The sequence below is a fragment of the Embleya scabrispora DSM 41855 genome, from assembly GCF_000372745.1.
GTDB lineage: Bacteria > Actinomycetota > Actinomycetes > Streptomycetales > Streptomycetaceae > Embleya > Embleya scabrispora.
Genome location: NZ_KB889721.1, coordinates 1 through 16,361, shown reverse-complemented (window position 1 = coordinate 16,361; position 16,361 = coordinate 1). Strand labels below are relative to the sequence as shown.

Genomic DNA, 16,361 nt, shown 5'->3' with positions numbered 1-16,361 from the left:
TACCGTTGGTGACGACCCGGTCGGTGCGCCGGGTGCGGAACGGGGAGGACGGGGCAATGGGGATTGCGGGCGCGGGATCGGCGGTGGCGGCGCACGACGCCGAGCGTGGCACGTTCAGTGTGTTGGGTTGGCCGGTGGTGTGCTTCGAATCGTTCCATCGGGTGGAGTTGCCGCGCCGTCTGGAGGGCGGACTGGGCGAACGGGTCGCCTGGGACGTGGCCGGCCGGGCCCCGGTCGCGCTGTGCATGCCGAACGGTCAGGCGTACAGCTATGTCGAGGACCGCGGCGAAGTGCGGATCGTGCCCGGGGTGATCGCGGACGCCGAATTGGTGGTCGAGCTCGAATCCGGTGCGTGGCAGGACTACCTCTACGAACTGCGCACCAGCCGGGGCCTGGTCGAGTCGCACGCGGTGCGGTTCGTGCGCGGGGAGTTCGCCGACTGGGACGTGTGGGAGCCGGCGATCCGCTGCATGTACTCCGGCACGCCGATCTACCACCCCGCGGCACTGGACCTGCGCGACCTCGCGGATCGTCCGATCGACCTGCACCGCGACTTCACCACCCACGACGACCCCGACGAGATGGCGCATTTCCTGCGGGCCACCGGCTACCTGGTGGTGCGTCAGGTCTTCGACGCGGACCGGGTCGAGGAGTTGGCGGGCGAGGTGGACCGGATCCGGGGCCTGTGCCGCGAGGGCGACCGGGGATCGCTGTGGGCGGAAGGGCCCGGCGGGCTGCGCGCGCCCTACCGGTTGACCTATCTGGGCATGCGCTCGCCGCGGATCGCCGCGCTGGCCGACGACCCGACCGTACGCATGTTGTGCGGCCTGGCCGGTCAGGACGTGGTCGCGGTGACCGACCGCGACTCCGGACAGATCGCCGTACTCAAGGAGTTCGGCGTCACGCCCGAACCCCTGTCCATCCCGGACCTGCCCTGGCACAAGGACTGCGCACTCGGCGGTTGTCCGGTCACGTGTCCGCGCGTACACGTGGGAATCAGGCTGGACGCGGTGAGCCAGGACAGCTCCCAGCTCTACGCGCTGGCCGGCTCGTGGGGCACGGTCGCGCACGAGCAGTACACCCCGGCCCAGTGGGAGCAACTGCCGGTGGTCGGCATCACCACCGAACCGGGCGATGTGACCGTACACATGGGCTGCGGCCTGCACGCGGGCCCCGCGGCAACCGGCCCGGCCCGCCGACGCACGCTGTATGTGCAGTTCGACAATCCGCGCATCTTCGACGTCACGAACGCGTACGAGACATACGAGCAGGTGATCCCGGGCTACGGAAGCGGCGACCTGCTGACCATGTCGCGAATGTAGGCGGGGTTACTCGTCCGCTACGCGGCCGGCGGCCGGTTGGTCCCTCCGGGCCCGGCGCGCGTGGTGCACGGGTGCGGGGTTACGGGCGGTCCGCCGCGGCTGCCGACGTGCGGGGGCACCACCGGGTGTGGTCTCGCTCGGTAACGTGTCCCGCCTTACGGGGAGGCGTAGATGCGGCGAATCCTGGTGGTCGTGGTCCTGGCGCTGGTCGGTCTGTTCGTCGGTGGCCCCGCGGTGGCCTCCGGTGGGGCCGACGGTGTGGTTTCGAAGCCGAGTCGGGCCAGGACGGACGCCGGTCCGCCCCCGGTGACAACCGTCCCGGCGGTGGCGCGGGCCAACGCGCCGGTGAATGTGTACGGCGCGGGCGCGCGGGAGTGCACCAAGCGAGGGTGGCGGGTTCAGGTGGGGGTCGAGGTCGGGGACGATCCGAACTTCTGGTCGGTCATCGCGGAGACGTCCGGCGACCGGTGGGCGGCCGGATTCTGGCAGGACGCGCGGGCGGGCTTCCCGAACGGGACGCACCGGGTCGGCGCGGTGTGCCAGAGCGCGGACGGCACCGAGCGCGGTGCCGAGATCGGCCGGGGCACGATCGAGGTTTCCGCGGAACGTGCGGACGCGGGCGCGGAGTTGGCCACGCCGCCGGTGGTGCGCCAGGGCGATGTGGGCACGATGTTCCTGGTCACGCTCTCCCGTACGTGCGCCGATCCGGTGGTGCGGGTCGGGCCGAATCCGGTCGAGGTGCGTTCGGTGGCCACCCCGCCGCGACCGCTGCGGCCGAGCATGGCCAAGACTCGGATCGAGTACACGCTGCCCGCGGGCCTCGACGTCGGGTCGTACGAACTCGCGGTGTCCTGCGCAGGCAGCCCGCTCGCGACCCAGCCGCTCTCGGTGTTCCCGCCCAAGGGCACCCCCGAACCGGCCGAATCCTCCGACCTGGGCGACCGTTCCGCGGTCACCGACGCGGTCCCGCTGCCCTCGGACATCCGCACCGACCCGGGCGCGATCGGTCGTACCGGCCTGCTCGGCGTGGTCCTGGTGCTGCTCGTCGGCCTGCCGACCGAGCTGTTCAACAAGACCTGGGAACACCACCAGGGACGGATCGCCGCGTGGTGGCGCCGGCGCACGAACCGCCCGGCCGACGGCGGGCCGGGTCCGCTGTCCTGGCTGGTGGGTTCGAGCCCGTGGCACGTCGGCGGATACGTGCTGATCACCGCCGTGTTGTCGACCGGCGTGGACCCGGACGCAGGCTGGTCGGTGCGCAGCGGGCTGCTGTCGCTCGCGTTCCTGATCGCGATCCCGGTGATCCTGGTCGCCTATCAGTGGCCCGCGGAACGCCTCACCCGTCGGGTCACCCGGGTCCCGGCCGGCTTCCGCACCGTCCCGGCCGCGCTGGGCCTGGCCGTCGTGTGCACCGCGATCTCACGCCTGGCCGGCTTCGTACCCGGCCTCGTCTTCGGCCTGGTCGCCGGCTTCGTCGCGCTGCGCGAGCGGCGGGTGGGCCGCAACCAGGACGGCCAGGCCGTGCTGCTCGGCACGCTGAGCTGCCTGGTGGTCAGCCTGCTCGCGTGGGGCGGCCTGGAACTCGTGCACGACCGGGCGAGCGCGACCGACGCCGGGACGGGGTGGGTGCTGCTGGACGCGGTGGCGGCCACGGTGTTCGTACTGGGCGTGGAGACCCTGGTGTTCGGCCTGATCCCGCTGCGCGGGACGGACGGCGGCCGGCTGCGCGCCTGGACCCCGGCCGGGTGGGCGGTGGTGTACACGATCGTGGTGTTGTGCTTCGTCCACGTCCTGGTGCTCAACCCCGGCGGCGACGCCTCCGGGCCGGGCGGCCTGATCGCGACCCTGGTGGTGTTCGGCCTGGCCTCCCTCGCCGGCTTCGCCTTCTGGGCCTGGTTCACCTACGGCCCGACCCCGACCCCGGCGCGGCCCCCGGCCCCGCTGCCGCCGATCCCGGCACCACCCGGACCGCCGGGGTTCCCGATCCCGGCACCACCGAGCGCGCCCCCGATCCCGGCACCACCGCCGTATCCGCCGGGCCCGCCGACGGGGCTCTAGTACACGGAGGTCCTGCGCGACGAACACCGGGTCGTCGCGTGCGCACGAGGTGTTCCCGCGGACATTCGAGTGGCGTGATCCGGGGCATTCCAGGCGCATTCGCGCCGTATCCGAGCCGCGTTCGGGCCGCCCGTCGGCGGACGGCCGCACCGCGCGCCGCGCCGGGGTCTCAGCGCGGGTTGCGTTTGGTGATCCTGCCCTGGGCGTCCGCCTCGAGGGATGCCTTGCCCCCGGCGTCGGTGACGGTGACTCGGATGGTCAGTACGCCGGTCTTCGCGTCGGGCTCGAAGCCGATCCGCCACGAGGTGGGGTCGGTGACGCCCAGTTTGGTCCGTGCCTCGCGGACGAGGGCGGGAAGGCGTTCGTACGGGAGGGCGTTCAGGTCGATCACCGGGCCGGGTCGCGGTGGGGCGCCCAGGATGCCGCGGACCGCCATCACGTGTTCATCGATGGTGAGTTCGCCGGCGTTGCCCGTGCGCATCCCGGCTATCAGCGAATCGGCGACGCGCCGCATCTCACCGGCGTCGAGCATCGAATCCGAGCTCGCCGTTCCGGTGACCGTGGAGGTCGAGGTCGAGTGGCTTTCGACGGTGGTCGTCGTGGACGAGGAGGACGTCGACGTCGTGGGTCCGTCGTCCTTGGTGAACAGGTCCGCGCGGAAGAACAGGACCACGGCCGCGGCGCCGAGCAGTAGACCCACGGTGGCGAGCAGACAGAACGGGCCTTCCTCCTTCGGGCCGGCCAACAGCGCGGACTCCGGGGCCGAATCCACCGATTCGGTCGTCGCCCGGCGGGCCCACTCCCCGGTCGGCGCGGTGAGGATCTTGACGTCCCACGGCTCGTCGGGGCGGTACTCGACCACGACCACGCCGCGCGGCCGATAGTCGGGGATGTCCACCAGGTTGATGTCCTGGCTCATCTCGACCCGGTACGCGGGCCGCTCGTCCGGCGCGACCGTCAGCACGAACTCGACCGGTACGTTCGCCGATTCGCCGCCGATGGCCCGACGGCTCTCGATCACGGCCAGCGCGGGCAGGGCCGGGGAGCGCGGGTTGCGCGCGCGCTGGATGCGCCCCGCGACGCCCACGACGACGACGTTCAGCAGGCAGAGTCCGACGCCGATCGCGACCACGGGCCAGCGTTCGAGAATCGCCCCGACCACGAAGCAGGCCAGCGCGAAGCCGATCACGCCCCCGCCAAGAAATCCGCCCGTGGCGGCCTTGAACCGCGCGCCGGCGGAACTCTTTCGGGTTTCGATGATCGCCATGGCGGCGATTGTGCCGGGCGCGGATGGACGGCGAAAGGCGCCCGGGCGAAATGCGGATCCCGGTTCCCGGGACGTGGGGAGATCCCCCGAATCACCCCACGCGACGGGCCCCGCACGGCCCACCCGCACGACGCGTGACCTCGGGCATCCCCGCCGCCCGACCCGGCGCCCCCCTGCTGGGCGCCCCGCCCGCCCCGCCCTCAGTGCCGGATCGCGTGGCCGATCTCCGCCTTGCTCGGGTTGGTCAGCTTTCGGTTGCTCTTCGCGGTGCCCTTGGCCTGTTTGCCCGCCTCGACGTTGTCGATGTTCATCACGATCGCGTCCAGCAGCTTGCCGGAGGCGTCGCGGAACTCGACCGCGAGCGTGTAGTCGGCGGTCTTGCCGGTCTTGTTCTCGACGGTGACCTCGGCGGTGGTGCGATCGCCGTCGGCCTTGATCGGCCCGACCGTGGCGTCGGCCGTCGCGTCCAGACCGCCCTTGATCTCGGCCAGTTTGGAGGATGCCGCCGCGCTCGCCGAGGACAGCGCGTCCTTCGCCTCCGAGCCCGCCGACTCCAGGGCCGACGCGATCGCCGTGGGCGTCGAGCCGGCGCCGCCGCCGCTGCCCTTGTCGTCGCCGCACGCCGTCGAAACAAGGGCCAGCGCGGCGGCGATCGACAACGCGCCCAGGGTGCGGCCGTACTTACTCGCCATGTTCGTCGCTCCTCGCGTGGGGTCACGGGGCAAAGCGGCGCCCGCGTACGAACAGCACGAGTGTCCGCACACCCGGTCGGCTAAACGCCCGCCCCGCTCGTCGGCTCACGGGCAGGGCGAACGAGCTGCACACTTACCAAAATGCCAGTACCTGACTTATTAGTAGGTACTTGTAGAAGGGAGTGTGCCGATCAAGCATGGTGACGCGGCGGGCAACCCGCCTCCCCCACCTCATTGACCTCATTGACCTCATTGACCTCATTGACCTCATTGACGCATGGAGAACCCCGTGAGCGAGCAGCAGCCGACCCCCGTGAGCGTCCTCGGCCTCGGCGCGATGGGCCGAGCGATCGCCGACGCGATCCATCGGGGCGGCCACCACCCCACCACCGTCTGGAACCGCACGGCCGGCCGGGCCGAATCCCTGGTCGCCAAGGGCCTCACCCTCGCCCCCACCGCGACCGCCGCCGTCGAGGCGTCGCCCGTGATCGTGGTGTGCCTGCTCGACGACGCGTCGGTACGCGCCACGCTGACCCCCCTGACCGGCTCGCTGGCCGGCCGCCTGGTGGTCAACGTGACCACGATGACCCCGAAGCAGGCCCGGGAGACCGCCGCGTGGGCCGCCGAGCACGGTATCGAGTACCTCGACGGCGCGATCATGGCAATCCCGGAGATGATCGGCCTGCCGGTCGCCTCACTGCTCTACAGCGGCTCCGCGGCGGCCTTCGACACGCATCGCGAGCTGCTCGAGCTGCTCGGCACCGCGCGCTATTTCGGCACCGATGCCGGCCGGGCCTCGCTGTACGACCTGGCGCTGCTCGGATCGATGTACGCGATGTTCGCCGGCGTCGCGCACGGCGCCGCCATGGTGGCCTCCGAGGGGGTGCCGGCGGCCGAGTTCGTGGCCATGGCCGGGCCGTGGATCAGCGCGATGACCACGGGCCTGCCCGGGCACGCGGAGCACTTCGACAGCGGCGACTACGCCGCCGAGGTGCAGAGCCTGGACTTCAACAAGGCCGCCGTCGACACCATCGCCGAGGCGAGCCGCGACCAGGGCGTCGGCACCGACGTGATCGCCGCCGTACAAACCCTGATCGACCGTCAGGTGACGGCCGGCCACGGCAAGGAAAGCTTCGCCCGGATCTTCGAGAGCATCCGCCGCCCGGTCGGCGCATCCTGACCCCACGTCCCGCCCGACCGGCCCCGCGCACCAAGCCGGCCCCGCCCCCGACCGTGACCTCGACGCAGCGAGCGCACCGCGGCCCTTGAATAGTTCACCAGGTTAAGTTACAACACGTAACGTAAATCCCGAGGAGCGCACCCGGCCCCGAGACTCGCCGCCGGATCGCCTCTGCCCGCGTCGGCATGGCGATCCGGCACAAGTAATAGGGAGAACAGCCCATGGCCGATCTGCTGGTACGCGGAGGAACCGTCGTGGACGGAACGGGGGCGGCCCCGATCCGAGCCGACGTGCGGGTCAAGGACGGGGTGATCGTCGAGGTCGGCCCCGATCTGGCCCCCAGTGGTGGCGCCGAGCGGGTCGTCGAGGCCGCCGGCGCCTACGTCGCACCCGGCTTCATCGAGGCCCACACCCACGTCGACGGCGCCATGTGGTGGAACCCGGACCTGGACCCGCTGCCCGCCTACGGCACCACCACGGTCGTCTTCGGCAACTGCGGCATGTCGGTGGCGCCGCTGCGGGAGAGTGCGCGCGGACCCGTGCTCGACCTGTTCTGCTTCCTGGAGGACCTCCCGCTCTCCGCCTTCCAGGACAAGGTGCCGTGGACGTGGGAGCGCTGGCCCGAGTACAGCAGCGCGGTCAAGGGTCAGGCCGTCTCGGTCAACGTGGCCGGCTTCGTCGGACACCTGACCCTGCGCACCACGGTGATGGGCGCCGAGGCGTCCTGGTCGCGCGCGGCGACGCCCGAGGAAATCGCCGAGATGGCCGCGCTGCTCGACGAATCGTTGACTCATGGAGCAATTGGTTTGTCGACCAATGTGTTCGACAAGGACCGCTATCTCAAGCCGGTACCGACCCGACTGGCCGAGGACGCGGAGTTCGAGGCGCTCGCCGACGTGCTCGCCCGGCACCCCGGCGCGACGCTCCAGATGATCACCCGGTTCAACGAGCCGGAGAGCATCGACGCCGATGTGGAGCGATTCGCCCGAATCTGCAAGCCGCGCGGGATCCGCGCCCAGTGGACCGCGATCCCCTCCACCGTGCGGGAGGACTACCTGCGCGAACAGACGATCGCACTGCATCGGCGGCTGCGTGCCGACGGCGTCGACTTCTGGCCCAATGTCCCGCATAAGCCGCTGGAGCCGTTCTTCAACTTCGAGCGCGCGCTCACCTTCCAGCGGGTCGCCGCCTGGAACCACTGGATCAACGGTCCGGCCGAGAACAAGCTCGCCACGCTCGCCGATCCGCAGTGGCGGGCGCAGGCGCGTGAGGACTGGGACATCCGGGTCTCATCGTCGACATCTCGACTGGATCGCCCCGAGTCGCTGATCCTCGCGATCTCCGAGACCGGCCACGGCCCGCTGGACATCTCACTCAAGGAGTACGCGGACCGGGAGGGGCTGCACATCTCCGACGCGCTGGCCACCTGGATCGGCGACAACGGCATCCTGTCCTGCCTGCGCGGCATCCCGGACGAGTTCGACGAGCCGGTCGTGGCCGGCCTGTTCAACGAGCCGCACACGCTGACCAACATCAACGACTCCGGTGCGCACCTGCAGTTGTTCTGCGGTTCGGGCGAGAACGTCTACCTGCTCACCCGCTACGTGCGCGACACCGGCCTGATGACCGTCGAGGAGGCCGTACACAACCTGACCGGCAAGCTCGCGGGCTTCTTCGGCCTGAACGACCGGGGTGTGATCGCCCCGGGCCGAGCCGGCGACCTGGTGGTGTTCGCGCTCGACGAGATCGAGGTGCGGCCCGAGGAGAAGCGGTACGACAACCCCGACGGCTCGTGGCGCTTCACCCGCGGCCCGGCCGGCGTCCGGGCCACCATCGTGCGCGGCGTACCCACGGTGCTGGACACCGAGCCCACCGGGGAGCGGCCGGGCACCATGGTGGGACTTGTTTCGTCGCAGAACTGACGGAACGTCACATAAGCGCGTTTACCCTTGGGGTACGGCGGTGGGTCGACCGACCTACCGCCGTGTCACGTTTTTGTGACGATCCACCATAGGCACCGTCAAGGGACGCGAGTCGAAGGGACGCTACCGCCAACGTGATCGATGCCACGGACCGCGTACGGGGAGCGGGACCTGCGGCCTCTTCACAGCAGGCATGCGCGGAGGGCAACCTTGTGGATACGGGCAACCGGTTCCACAGCCGAAATAGACTCGAACGGCGTCCGAATTACGCCGATTCGAACAGGACCGGCTCGCCGTGAGTGATCACCGCCGGAAGCGCGATGGCCCTCCGTCTAGGTAGCATCCGCCGAGTGCCGCCCGTTACCGACGGGCACGCCCCCCGACAAAGGTTCTCGATGAGTGACGATTCCCCCTCGCCGGCTTCGGCGGGGTTCGCGCCGAGGCAACAGCCGCGCTTGGCCAAGGGAGCTTCTCCCTGGCTCGTGCCGACGGCTGTGACCGGCGCGTTGACCGGCCTGGCCGCACTGCGCAACCGGCGCTGGGCCTTCGCGGCTGTGCCGACGCTGGCGCTGACCGGTGGCATGTTGTGGTTCTTCCGTGACCCGGAGCGCACCATTCCCGCCGACGGCGTAATCGCCTCGGCCGATGGTGTGGTCCAGAGCATCGACGCCTGGCCCGACGGCCGCACCCGGATCGCGACCTTCATGAGCCCGTTGAACGTGCACGTGAACCGTGCGCCGCTCGACGGCGTCGTGAAGTCCGTGGAGCACAAGGCCGGCGGATTCGTCCCGGCGTTCAACAAGGAAAGCGAGCACAACGAACGCGTTGTGTGGATCTTCGACACCGCGATCGGCGACGTGGAGCTGGTGCAGATCGCCGGCACGGTGGCGCGGCGCATCGTGCCGTATCTGGAGCCGGGTACCGAGGTCGCCTGTGGCGACCGGATCGGGCTGATCCGGTTCGGTTCGCGCGTGGACGTGTACCTGCCGCCGGGCGTCGAGCCCGCGGTGACCGTGGGACAACGGACAACGGCGGGAGAGACACGTCTTGACCGGGACTGATTACGACGATACGACCGACCTGGACGCCTCCGAGCTCAACATTTTGGGCACTCCCGTCGAGGACGATCCGCAGGCGTGCCTGTCCGCGCGGATCTCGGTCGCGGACGTGCTCACGCTGGGCAACGCGGCGAGCGGCTTCATGGCGATCTACTTCCTCGCCTGCTCGGTCATGGCCGCGCGTGGCGGCGACGTCGGGGTCTCGGCCGAGCGCAGCCTGGCCGCGGCCGTGGTGCTGATGCTGGTCGGCGCCCTGTGCGACCTGTGCGACGGCATGGTGGCGCGCAAGCTGCGGATGTCCTCGCTGGGCGCGCAGCTGGACAACCTCGCGGACGTGATCACCTTCGGCGTCGCCCCGGCGTTCTTCGTGGTCACCTGGGCGGCGGTGCCGCTGAACACCGGGCAGGCGCCCGCCGCCGTCCTGGTGGCGCTGTCGGTGCTGATCGGCGGCGTGCTGCGGTTGGCCAGATTCGCGACCACTCCGGGACGCCCCGGGGTGTTCCAGGGCATGCCCATTCCGATGGCCGCGATGACGGTCGTCTCGATCGTGCTGCTCGACCTGCCGTTCACTCCCGCGGCGGTACTGATCGTGGCCGTCTCCGGACTGATGGTGAGCCGGATCGAATACCCGAAGCCGCAGGGCAACATGGCGATCGTGGTGATGGCCGGCATCGGCCTGAGCATGAGCTGCCTGATCGCCTGGGCCGCCGACGCGCCGGGCAGCGAGTGGATGCTCAACATGGGCGCCACCACCCAGGTCACCCTGGCGCTGCTCGTGCCCGCGATGGCGATGGCCCGCAAGGGTGTCGAGCGCATCGGCCTGCGGATGATCCGCTAGCCGAGGCACACCCCGCGCGACCGAAACGCCGTCACCCACCGGGTGGCGGCGTTTCGCTTCGTCCGGGCGGGCCGACCGGCCACGGATGTGTTGCCCGGGCGGCCGACCCCGAACGTGTATTACCGCAGCCGGTGGGCCAGCCCGGTGAACCGCCTGCCCGCCGAGACGGTGCGCACCGCCTGGCTCAGCGCGCGCCGCGAGCCGACCAGCACCACCAGGCGCTTCGCGCGCGTGATCGCCGTGTAGAGCAGGTTGCGCTGGAGCATCATCCAGGCACCGGTGGTGACCGGGACCACCACCGCCGGATACTCGCTGCCCTGCGAGCGGTGGATGGTCACCGCGTACGCGTGCGAGAGCTCGTCGAGTTCGGCGAAGTCGTAGTCGACCTCCTCGTCCTCCTCGGTGCGCACGACCAGCTTCTGGTCCTCGGGAGAGAGCGCGATCACCACCCCGCCGGTGCCGTTGAAGACGCCGTTCGCGCCCTTGTCGTAGTTGTTGCGGATCTGGGTGACCTTGTCGCCGACCCGGAAGGTGCGCCCGCCGAAGCGCTTCTCCGGCAGGCCCTCGCGGCCGGGTGTGAGCGCCTGCTGGAGCAGCAGGTTGAGCGCGCCGGCGCCGGCCGGACCGCGGTGCATCGGGGCGAGCACCTGGATGTCGCGGCGCGGGTCCAGGCCGAACTTGCGCGGGATGCGGCGGGCGACCACGTCGACGGTGAGCGTGGCCGCGTCCTCGGTCTCCTCGGCGGGGAAGAAGAAGAAGTCGGCCAGGCCGTCGGTGATCGGCGGGCGGCCCGCGTTGATCCGGTGCGCGTTGGTGACCACGCCGGACTGTTGCGCCTGGCGGAAGATCTGCGTGAGCCGCACCCGGGGCACCCGCTCGGCCGCGAGCAGGTCGCGCAGCACCTCGCCGGCGCCCACGCTGGGCAACTGGTCCACATCGCCGACGAACAGCACGTGGGCGCCGGCGGGTATCGCCTTGATCAGCTTGTTGGCCAGCAGCAGGTCGAGCATCGACGCCTCGTCGACGACCACGAGGTCCGCGTCCAGCGGCTTGTCCTGGTCGTAGGCCGCGTTGCCGCCGGGCTGGAGCTGGAGCAGGCGGTGCACGGTGGCCGCCTCGCATCCGGTCAGCTCGGCCAGCCGCTTGGCCGCTCGGCCGGTGGGTGCGGCCAGGATCACCTTCGCCTCGCGCGCCCGGGCCAGTTCGACCACGGAGCGCACGGTGAAGCTCTTGCCGCAGCCGGGGCCGCCGGTGAGCACCGCGACCTTGGCGGTCAGCGCCAGTCGTACGGCCTGTTCCTGTTCGGGGGCCAGCGCGGTGCCGGTGCGGGCGCGCAGCCAGGCCAGGGCTCGGGTCCAGTCCAGTTCGGCGAACGCGGCCAGACGGTCCTCCCGGGCCCCCAGCAGGGCGCGCACCCGGCCGGCCAGGGAGAGCTCGGCACGGTGGAAGGGCACCAGGTAGACGGCCTGCACGGGATCACCCTGGGTGCCGGAGACGGTCACCGGGCCGGGCAGTTCCTCGCACACCACCCCCTCCTCGCCGACCAGCTCGTTCAGGCAGCGCACTACGTGATCGGAGGGCACGTCCAGGATCTTGACCGCCTCGGCGACCAGGACGTCCGCGGGCAGGTAGCAGTGGCCGCTGTCGCTGCCCTCGGACAGCGTGTACTGCAGTCCGGCCTTGATCCGCTGTGGCGCGTCGTGCGGTATCCCCACGGCCTTGGCGATCGCGTCGGCGGTCTTGAAGCCGATCCCCCACACGTCGGCGGCCAGTCGATACGGCTCGGTGCGCACCACGGTGATCGAGGCGTCGCCGTACTCCTTGAAGATGCGCACCGCGGGCGACGTGGAGATGCCGATGCCCTGGAGGAAGACCATCACCTCCTTGATCGCCTTCTGTTCCTCCCACGCGGCGGCGATCAGCTTGGTGCGCTTGGGGCCCAGGCCCGGGACCTGGATGAGTTGCGTGGCGTCCTCGTCGATCACGTCCAGCGAGCGCGTGCCGAAGTGCTCGACGATGCGATCGGCGGTCTTGGGGCCGATGCCCTTGATCAGCCCCGAGCCGAGGTAGCGCCGGATGCCCTGCACGGTGGCCGGCAGCACGGTGCTGAACGAGTCGACCTGGAACTGTTTGCCGAACTGCGGGTGGCTGCCCCAGCGGCCGCGCATCCGGATCGACTCGCCGGGTTGGGCGCCCAGCAGCGCGCCGACCACGGTGAGCAGTTCGCTGCCGTGCCCGCCGGTGTCCACGCGGGCGACGGTCCAGCCGTTCTCGTCGTTCTGGTAGGTGATGCGCTCCAGGACGGCTTCGAGAACGGCGCCTGCCCCGCCCCCGGTTTCGGCGCCGGGCGGCATCCCCGGCAGCGTGCCTCTCATGCCGCCCGAGACTAGCCAACCGGAGTGACAGCAGAACTAGAACACGTTCTCTTTTCGCTCGTCGACACCATTGACTGTGTCACATATCGGCGGTACGTTCCGGGGACTCCATGCTCCGAGCCGCAGGTTCACCGCAGCTCAAAAACCGTGAGGACACACGCATGCCCGTCATCAACGAGCAGGTCGAGATCGCTGCCGCCCCCGAGGCCGTGTGGGCCAAGCTGACCGACTACAGCGTCTTCGGCGAGTGGATGGTCCCGCACGTCGAGTTCCCGGCCGGCGCGCCGGAGAAGCTCGAGGCCGGCGTGACCTACGACGAGAAGATGAAGCTCATGGGCTTCCCGGCGGACATCAAGTGGACCATCAAGGACGTCGAGGCGGGCAAGTCGCTGGCGCTCGACGGCAAGGGTCCGATGGGCGTCATCATGACCGAGGTCTTCATCGTCGAGGCGTCCGGCGACGGTTCGGTGTTGCGGATCGAGTCCGAGGTCAAGGGCGGCGCGGTGCAGATGATGGCCGGCAAGGTCACCAAGGCCACCCAGGAGGCGCTGATCGAGTCGCTGGCCAAGTTCGCCGCGCTCGTCAAGTAGGCCGCCTCGGCACCCGCATACCCGTCGCCGCCCACCCGGCGACACCCACACGACGACCACCCACCCGGTGCACCCGCCCGGCTCGGTGGTCGTCGTGCGTACGGGGTCCGCCCACTCGTCGCGCCCGCCTGGAACAATGGCGATCCATCGTCGAGCGCCGCGACCCCCCGGAGGGACCTGACGTGCCGTCAACTTCCGCCCACTTCCCGTGGGCCCTGCACCGGACCAGGCTCGACAACGGTCTGCGTGTGGTGGTCTGCCCCGATGCCACGGTGCCGCTCGCCGCGGTCAACCTCTGGTACGACGTGGGATCACGGCACGAGGTCGAGGGCAAGCACGGCTTCGCCCACCTCTTCGAGCACCTGATGTTCGAGGGCTCCGCGCACGTGGACAAGGGCGGCCACTTCGCCGCGATCGAAGGCTGCGGCGGCGACGGCATCAACGCCTCGACCAGCCCGGACCGCACCAACTACTACCAGACGGTGCCCTCCGGACAGCTGGACCTCGCGCTGTGGCTGGAGGCCGACCGGATGGGCTCGCTCGCGCTGACCCAGGAAACCCTGGACAACCAGCGCGAGGTGGTCAAGAACGAGCGCCGGCAGCGCTACGACAACGTGCCCTACGGGACCTGGAGCGAGGAGATGATGGTCCTCGCCTACCCCGCGGGCCACCCCTACGCGACCTCCACGATCGGCTCGATGGCCGAGTTGGACAGCGCCGAACTCGCCGACTTCACCGCGTTCCACGAGACCTACTACGCGCCGGACAACGCGGTGCTCACCGTGGTCGGCGACGTGCGGCCGGAAGAGGTGGTGACGCTGGCCGAGAAGTACTTCGGCGGCATCGCCCCGCGCGGCTCCTTCCCGCAGCCCGCCCCCGCGCCGCTGCCGCCCCGCTTCGGGGCCGGCCGGCATGTGACGGTGTACCGGGACGTGCCCGCGCCGCGCCTGTTCCTGTGCCACCGCGCGCCGCGCTTCGGCGCCCCGGGAGCGGCCGCCGCGAGCGTGCTGGCGACCGTCGTCGGCCGCGGTCGGGGCAGCCGGCTGTACCGGGAGTTGGTCACCGCGCGCAATCTGGCCCAGGCGTCCGGCGCTTTCCTGTCCGCGTGGAACCACCTGCACTTCGAATCGGTGCTGATGGGCTCGTGCGCGCCCAGCGAGGGCGTCGAACCGGACGAACTGCTCGACGCCTACGTCGGGGTCTGCGACGAGGTCGCGCGCGAGGGGGTGACCGAGGCCGAACTCGACCGGGTCCGGGCGGTGTTGTCCGGCGAATGGCTGCGCGAGGTGGCCACCGCCGCCGGCCGGGCCGACGCGATCGGTCGATTCACCACCCGCTTCGGCGACGCGGAGTCGATCCGCGGCCACCTCGACGAGTTGCTCGCGGTCACCGCCGAGGACGTGCGCCGGGTCGCCCGCGACCTGCTGCACCCGGACAACCGGATCGTGCTGGAGTTCTCCCCGCAAGCCGCCGAGGCCGGCGCCGACATCGAGACCACCGAGCCGGAGGCCGCCGCATGAGCGAGCAGATCGCGACCCGCCACACCCTGGTCGCCGAGCGACCCACCGGCGCGGCGCCGCGCCCGTACCGCTTCCCCGAGGTCCGCCGGGTCACCGTGGGCGGCGGCGAGGTGATCGGCGCGCACGTGCCCGGACGCAGCCTGGCCTGGGCCAAGGTGGTGATGGAAAGCGGCGCGCTGCACGAGCCGGTCGGCCTGGACGGCCTGGCCCGGATCACCTGCTCGCTGCTCGACGAGGGCAGCCTGGACCGCGACGCGGACGCCTTCGGACTCGCCATCGAGGCACTGGGCGCGAACTGGCGGCTCGCCTGCGGGTGGGAGACCCAGGAGGTGGGCCTGGACCTGCCCGCCGATCGACTCGGCGCGGGCCTGGACCTGGTCGCCGAGGCGGTCCGCCGGCCGGCCTTCGCCGACGCCGACGTCGAGCGCTTCCTCGCCGACCACGTGCGCTCGCTGAAGACCTCGTGGGCCCAGCCCGGCACCCGCGCCGGACTCGCCTTCCGACGTGCCCTGTTCGGCCCGGACAGCCGGCTCGGCGGGCTGCTCGGCGGCACCCCCGACACGGCGGCCGCGCTGGACGCCGACGCGATCCGGCGCTTCCACGCCGACCGGATGACCGCGCCCGGCACTCTCGCGGTGGTCGGCGACCTGGACACCATCGACCTCGCCGCGCTGGGCCGAACCGTCTTCGCCGGCGCGACGGGCACCGCGACGCGGGCCGAGCTCACCGGATCCGCCGGCACCCCCTCGACCGAACGCGCGATCGTGGTGGACCGCCCCGGCGCCGTGCAATCGGTGCTGCGCATCGGCCACACCGCACCGCCGCGCTCGACCCCGGACCTGATCCCCATCGAATTGTTCGCCGACGTGCTCGGCGGCGCCTTCGGCTCCCGGCTCAACCACCTGCTGCGCGAGGTCAAGGGCTACACCTACGGTGCCCACGCAAGCTTCGGCCACGGCCGCCGCTCCGGCTCGTTCACCGTCTCCGCGTCCGTGCACACCGAGGTGACCGCCGCCGCGGTCCTGGACACGATCGGCGAGATCCGCCGGATGCACGCCGACGGCGTCACGCCGAACGAACTCGCCGCCACCCGCGCCCACTCGCTCGGCAGCATGCCGATCAACCTGCAAACCCCCGGCGGCATCGGCGGCCGACTCGTCGAAGCGATCGTGCACGGCCTCCCCGACGACCACGTCACCGCCGAATACGCGGAGATCCTGGCCACCGACCCGGATTCGGTCGACCGAGCCGCACACACGCACCTGCGCCCCGACGAACTCGCCGTGGTCGTGGAGGGCGACGCCACCCGGATCATCCCCGAACTACGCGCGGCAGGCTTCGAGGTGACGACATCCGAGACCTGACCACCCACTCCCCCGCAGCCTCCGACACGCAAGGCCGGCGCCCTCAAAAGCCCCAAGCCAACCCACCCCACCCCCACCCCCGACATACCCGACCGCACTCAGGCAAATCAACGCCACCGCGGCCAGGAGCGCGGTGCCGTACGTGCGCTCATCCTCGGCCGGCCCGCTGCCCCCC

12 protein-coding genes are annotated in these 16,361 nt (G+C 71.0%); 9 read left to right on the top strand and 3 right to left on the bottom strand.

What is annotated here, in order from left to right; genetic code table 11:
- Positions 1-56: 56 nt before the first annotated feature.
- Together A3IC_RS0145660 and A3IC_RS64015 are read left to right on the top strand one after the other, a co-directional pair.
- Entirely contained in the window at positions 57-1,322 is a 1,266-nt protein-coding gene (locus A3IC_RS0145660) for a phytanoyl-CoA dioxygenase family protein (protein WP_020556754.1), read from the top strand.
- A gap of 171 nt (positions 1,323-1,493) precedes the next feature.
- Positions 1,494-3,380, top strand: coding sequence for an FGLLP motif-containing membrane protein (locus A3IC_RS64015; RefSeq protein WP_063744971.1), 1,887 nt, complete (start codon positions 1,494-1,496; stop codon positions 3,378-3,380).
- Positions 3,381-3,549: 169 nt separating this feature from the next.
- Here the strand turns inward: A3IC_RS64015 and A3IC_RS0145640 are convergent, their stop codons facing one another.
- On the bottom strand, positions 3,550-4,647 hold the full coding sequence (locus tag A3IC_RS0145640; protein WP_020556753.1) for a hypothetical protein: 1,098 nt from the start codon (positions 4,645-4,647) through the stop codon (positions 3,550-3,552).
- Between the two features lie 200 nt (positions 4,648-4,847).
- Complete coding sequence (locus A3IC_RS0145635; RefSeq protein WP_020556752.1) at positions 4,848-5,339, bottom strand: hypothetical protein; 492 nt, start codon at positions 5,337-5,339, stop codon at positions 4,848-4,850.
- A gap of 277 nt (positions 5,340-5,616) precedes the next feature.
- Here A3IC_RS0145635 and A3IC_RS0145630 point away from each other — a divergent pair, with 277 nt between their 5' ends.
- From A3IC_RS0145630 to pssA, 4 genes are all read left to right on the top strand, one after another.
- Positions 5,617-6,519: an NAD(P)-dependent oxidoreductase gene (locus A3IC_RS0145630; protein WP_020556751.1), complete on the top strand. Its 903-nt coding sequence runs from the start codon at positions 5,617-5,619 to the stop codon at positions 6,517-6,519.
- A 221-nt stretch (positions 6,520-6,740) separates the two neighbouring features.
- Positions 6,741-8,441, top strand: coding sequence for an N-acyl-D-amino-acid deacylase family protein (locus A3IC_RS0145625; protein WP_020556750.1), 1,701 nt, complete (start codon positions 6,741-6,743; stop codon positions 8,439-8,441).
- Between the two features lie 395 nt (positions 8,442-8,836).
- The gene (locus A3IC_RS0145620; RefSeq protein ID WP_026219494.1) at positions 8,837-9,502 is read left to right on the top strand and encodes a phosphatidylserine decarboxylase; all 666 of its coding nucleotides are present in this window, start codon (positions 8,837-8,839) and stop codon (positions 9,500-9,502) included.
- A complete protein-coding gene (pssA, locus tag A3IC_RS0145615) occupies positions 9,489-10,337 on the top strand; it encodes a CDP-diacylglycerol--serine O-phosphatidyltransferase (RefSeq protein WP_020556748.1) in 849 nt (282 codons plus the stop codon). The genes A3IC_RS0145620 and pssA overlap by 14 nt, the downstream gene beginning before the upstream one ends.
- Before the next feature lie 119 nt (positions 10,338-10,456).
- Here pssA and recD2 read toward each other — a convergent pair whose 3' ends face one another.
- The gene (gene recD2 / locus A3IC_RS0145610; protein ID WP_169400965.1) at positions 10,457-12,712 is read right to left on the bottom strand and encodes an SF1B family DNA helicase RecD2; all 2,256 of its coding nucleotides are present in this window, start codon (positions 12,710-12,712) and stop codon (positions 10,457-10,459) included.
- A 161-nt stretch (positions 12,713-12,873) separates the two neighbouring features.
- On the opposite strand from recD2, the gene A3IC_RS0145605 reads away from it, so the two are divergent.
- From A3IC_RS0145605 to A3IC_RS0145595, 3 genes are all read left to right on the top strand, one after another.
- On the top strand, positions 12,874-13,302 hold the full coding sequence (locus A3IC_RS0145605; protein WP_020556746.1) for a type II toxin-antitoxin system Rv0910 family toxin: 429 nt from the start codon (positions 12,874-12,876) through the stop codon (positions 13,300-13,302).
- 182 nt (positions 13,303-13,484) lie between these two features.
- A complete protein-coding gene (locus A3IC_RS0145600) occupies positions 13,485-14,822 on the top strand; it encodes a M16 family metallopeptidase (RefSeq protein WP_052174103.1) in 1,338 nt (445 codons plus the stop codon).
- Complete coding sequence (locus tag A3IC_RS0145595) at positions 14,819-16,186, top strand: M16 family metallopeptidase (RefSeq protein ID WP_020556744.1); 1,368 nt, start codon at positions 14,819-14,821, stop codon at positions 16,184-16,186. The genes A3IC_RS0145600 and A3IC_RS0145595 overlap by 4 nt, the downstream gene beginning before the upstream one ends.
- Positions 16,187-16,361 lie beyond the last annotated feature (175 nt).

Excerpts from the sequence above, each read along its gene's own strand:
- A3IC_RS0145620 (WP_026219494.1), top strand. The coding sequence starts at position 8,837 with ATGAGTGACGATTCCCCCTCGCCGGCTTCGGCGGGGTTCGCGCCGAGG.
- A3IC_RS0145660 (WP_020556754.1), top strand. The coding sequence starts at position 57 with ATGGGGATTGCGGGCGCGGGATCGGCGGTGGCGGCGCACGACGCCGAG.
- A3IC_RS0145630 (WP_020556751.1), top strand. The coding sequence starts at position 5,617 with ATGGAGAACCCCGTGAGCGAGCAGCAGCCGACCCCCGTGAGCGTCCTC.
- A3IC_RS64015 (WP_063744971.1), top strand. The coding sequence starts at position 1,494 with ATGCGGCGAATCCTGGTGGTCGTGGTCCTGGCGCTGGTCGGTCTGTTC.
- A3IC_RS0145605 (WP_020556746.1), top strand. The coding sequence starts at position 12,874 with ATGCCCGTCATCAACGAGCAGGTCGAGATCGCTGCCGCCCCCGAGGCC.
- A3IC_RS0145635 (WP_020556752.1), bottom strand. The coding sequence starts at position 5,339 with ATGGCGAGTAAGTACGGCCGCACCCTGGGCGCGTTGTCGATCGCCGCC.
- A3IC_RS0145625 (WP_020556750.1), top strand. The coding sequence starts at position 6,741 with ATGGCCGATCTGCTGGTACGCGGAGGAACCGTCGTGGACGGAACGGGG.
- recD2 (WP_169400965.1), bottom strand. The coding sequence starts at position 12,712 with ATGAGAGGCACGCTGCCGGGGATGCCGCCCGGCGCCGAAACCGGGGGC.
- A3IC_RS0145595 (WP_020556744.1), top strand. The coding sequence starts at position 14,819 with ATGAGCGAGCAGATCGCGACCCGCCACACCCTGGTCGCCGAGCGACCC.
- A3IC_RS0145640 (WP_020556753.1), bottom strand. The coding sequence starts at position 4,647 with ATGGCGATCATCGAAACCCGAAAGAGTTCCGCCGGCGCGCGGTTCAAG.